This is a genomic window from Mycobacterium sp. TH-M11 (genome assembly GCF_057473725.1).
In genome coordinates this window covers 1-3,781 of the sequence record NZ_JBYCLD010000258.1, presented here as the reverse complement: position 1 = coordinate 3,781, position 3,781 = coordinate 1, and the positions used below count along the sequence as shown (strand labels likewise).

At 66.2% G+C, this 3,781-nt stretch carries 3 protein-coding genes; all 3 read left to right on the top strand.

Going from position 1 to position 3,781, the window contains the following annotated elements; genetic code table 11:
* Positions 1 to 855, top strand: an 855-nt coding sequence (locus tag AC2VOG_RS10660) for an alpha/beta hydrolase fold domain-containing protein (RefSeq protein ID WP_486939863.1), incomplete at its 5' end; no start/stop codon positions are given.
* A 232-nt stretch (positions 856 to 1,087) separates the two neighbouring features.
* Positions 1,088 to 2,557: a wax ester/triacylglycerol synthase family O-acyltransferase gene (locus tag AC2VOG_RS10655; RefSeq protein WP_486939862.1), complete on the top strand. Its 1,470-nt coding sequence runs from the start codon at positions 1,088 to 1,090 to the stop codon at positions 2,555 to 2,557.
* On the top strand, positions 2,554 to 3,781 hold a 1,228-nt coding region (locus AC2VOG_RS10650; protein WP_486939861.1), incomplete at its 3' end, for an HAD-IB family hydrolase. The genes AC2VOG_RS10655 and AC2VOG_RS10650, both read left to right, overlap by 4 nt.

Genomic DNA, 3,781 nt, shown 5'->3' with positions numbered 1-3,781 from the left:
GCCGAGACATCGGACATCGTGTACGGCCCCAATGTTCGCGACAACATGCTCGACATCTGGCGTCATCGGGACGTCAAGGCCGGTGATCGGGCGCCGGTGCTGCTGCAGATTCCCGGCGGCGCATGGACCGTCAACGGCAGACGGCCCCAGGGCTATCCGCTGATGGGCCGGATGGCCGAACTCGGCTGGGTCTGTGTCTCCATTGACTACTGCAAGAGCCCCCGCAACGCGTGGCCGGCGCACATTATTGACGTCAAGCGCGCGCTGGCCTGGGTGCGCGACAACATCGCCGACTACGGCGGCGATCCGGAGTTCATCGCGGTCACGGGCGGTTCAGCGGGGGGCCACCTGGCCGCGCTGGTCGCCCTGAGCGCCAACGATCCGCGACTGCAGCCGGGCTTCGAGGACGTCGACACCACTGTCCAAGCCGCAGCGCCGTATTACGGCGTCTACGACTTGACCGATCCGACGAAGATGCACGACATGACGATGCAGTTTCTCGAGCTTTTCGTCATGAAGGAGTCGTACGCCGACAATCCCGAACTCTTCGAACTGGCCTCCCCGATCTCGTATGTCCACCGCGATGCGCCGCCATTCTTCGTGCTGCACGGTGAGAGCGATTCGGTGGTCCCGAGTGTTCAGGCCCGCGCGTTTGTCGAGGCACTGCGCGAGGGCGGCGCCCCGAGCGTCGGTTACGCCGAACTGCCCAACGCCCACCATGCTTTCGACTTGTTTGCCACCGTGCGGTCGAGGCTGGCGGCGGATGCGGTCGCCGACTTCTTGGGTGTCGTGTACGGCCGGTATGCGCGGTCGCGGTCCGGGGCGGCGCATCAGCGCGCCGTATCCGCCGGCTAGGGCGACTCCGCGCTCAACTAGTTGGTCGTTTCGAATTCGGCTTTCCGCCAGCGTAATTCACGGCGCGACCCAGACGTGTTTGATCTCGCGTTGCGATCCGGACAATCGGCTACCACCGCCGCGCCAAGCAGACTAGGTTGGAGTTGCCCGTAGCGTTGCAGAACTGGATGCGCGGCCGAGTCGAAACGGGAGGTCTGGGTGGTGATGGCGGCGTTGACGCTGGTGGCTGTCAATGGCTGAGCGGGTCGACGCGGCCGGGCTGCCCACGGCGCTGGGACCGGTCGACTACCTGTTGCATCGCGGCGAGGCCAATCCTCGCACGCGCTCGGGGATCATGGCCCTGGAAATCCTGGACCGCACACCGGACTGGGAGCGGTTCCGGGCCCGCTTCGAGAGCGCATCGCGGAAAGTGCTGCGGTTGCGGCAGAAGGTCGTCGTCCCGACGTTGCCGACGGCCGCGCCGCGGTGGGTGGTCGATCCGGACTTCAACCTGGACTACCACGTCCGCAGGATCCGCGTGTCGGAGCCAGGGTCGTTGCGGCAGGTGTTCGATCTGGCTGAGGTGATGGTGCAGTCGCCGCTGGACATCGCCCGACCGTTGTGGACGGCGACCTTGATCGAAGGTCTCCCCGACGGTAAAGCAGCGGCCTTACTGCACCTGTCGCACGCCGTCACCGATGGTGTGGGCAGTGTCGAGATGTTCGCTCAGATCTACGACCTGGAGCGCGATCCGCCGGCGCAGCCGATCCCGAACCAGCCCATCCCACAGGACCTGTCGGCCAACGACCTGATGCGCGAGGGGCTCAACAATTTGGCTGTCAACGTCGCCAAGGGGGCAGGCGGTGCGCTGTTGGGCGCGGCGTCGCTGGTCGGACGGGCGGTCTCGAACCCCGGCGCCGCGCTGACGGGTGTGCTGGGTTATGCCCGATCGGGCGCCCGGGTCGTCAGTCGCGCCGCCGAACCGTCTCCACTGCTTCGCCGCCGCAGCTTGGCGACCCGCAGCGAGGCCATCGACATCCCGTTATCCGATCTGCATCGGGCCGCGAAAGCCGGCGGCGGATCGATCAATGACGCTTATCTGGCTGGCCTGTGCGGCGCGCTGGGGCGATACCACGAGGCCCTCGGCGTGCCGGTCGCGACGCTTCCGATGGCGGTGCCGGTCAGCTTGCGCGCCGAATCCGATGCGGCCGGCGGCAATCGTTTCACCGGCGTGAACCTGGCGGCTCCGATCGGTACCAAGGATCCGGTCACTCGGATGCAGAAGATCCGCCTGCAGATGACGCAGCGGCGCGACGAGCCTGCGATGGACATCATCGGTTCGATCGCGCCGGTGCTCAGCGTGCTGCCGGCACCGCTGCTGGAATCGATGACGGCTTCGGTGGTTGGCTCCGATGTGCAGGCCAGCAATGTGCCGGTCTATCCCGGCGATACCTTTCTCGTCGGGGCCAAAGTGTTGCGGCAGTATGGGATTGGACCATTGCCCGGTGTGGCGATGATGGTGGTGCTGATCTCCCGCGGCGGGTATTGCACGATCACCGCGCGCTACGATCGCGCTGCCATCCGCGACGAGACGTTGTTCGCTCAATGTCTGCTCGACGGGTTCAATGAAATCCTTTCGCTGGCAGGTGATCCCGCTGCGCAGGCGGTGCCGGCGTCGTTCGATCCGTCCGGCACCTCGACGAGATCGGTGGTGGGATCATGAGCCGTGCGCGCGATCTCCGGCTGCCCGGGTCGGTCGCCGAGATCATGGCCAGCCCGCCCGGACCTGAGATCGGCGCGTTCTTCGACCTGGACGGGACGCTGGTGGCCGGCTTCACCGCCGTCATCCTCACCCAGGAACGCTTGCGGCGCGGCGACATGGGGGTCGGCGAGCTGTTCAGCATGGTCACCGCCGGGCTGAATCATCAGTTCGGCCGAATCGAGTTCGAGGAGCTCATCGGCAAGGCCTCCGCGGCGTTGCGCGGACGAATGCTGAGCGACCTCGAGGAGATCGGCGAGCGGCTGTTCCTGCAACGGATTGAGTCCCGGATCTACCCGGAAATGCGCGAATTGGTGCGCGCACACTTGGCCCGGGGGCACACCGTGGTGCTCAGTTCCTCGGCGCTGACCATCCAGGTGGCACCGGTGGCGCGGTTCCTCGGCATCATGAACACGCTGACCAACAAGTTCGAGACCGACGACGACGGAGTCCTCACCGGCGGTGTGGTTGCGCCGATTCTGTGGGGTCCGGGCAAGGCCGCTGCGGTTCAGAAGTTCGCCGGCGAGAACGGGATTGATCTCAAGGACAGCTACTTCTACGCCGACGGCGACGAAGACGTCGCGCTGATGCATCTGGTCGGCAACCCGCGGCCGACCAACCCTGAAGGCAAGATGGCCGCCGTCGCCAAGCGGCGCGGCTGGCCGATTCTGCGGTTCACCAGCCGCAGCGGCGGCGGTATCACCGCGCAACTGCGCACGCTGGCTGGGATCGGCTCGATGGTGCCGGCCGCGGCCGGCGCCGTCGGGATCGGGCTGCTGACCCGTAGCAGGCGCCGCGGGGTCAACTTCTTCACGTCCACGTGGTCGCAGATGTTGTTGGCCGCCAGCGGTGTTGAGCTGAACACTCTCGGTGCGGAGAACCTCAACGCGCAGCGGCCTGCGGTCTTCATCTTCAACCACCGCAACCAGGTCGACCCTGTCATCGCCGCGGCACTGATCCGAGACAACTGGGTTGCCGTCGGCAAGAAGGAACTCGAGAGCGACCCGATCATGGGCACGCTGGGCAAGGTGCTCGACTCCGTCTTCGTCGACCGGGACAACCCGACAGCGGCAGTCGAATCGCTGCATCAAGTCGAAGAGCGTGCACGGCAAGGGTTGTCGATCATGATCGCCCCGGAGGGCACCAGGCTGGACACCACCAGCGTCGGGCCGTTCAAGAAGGGGCCGT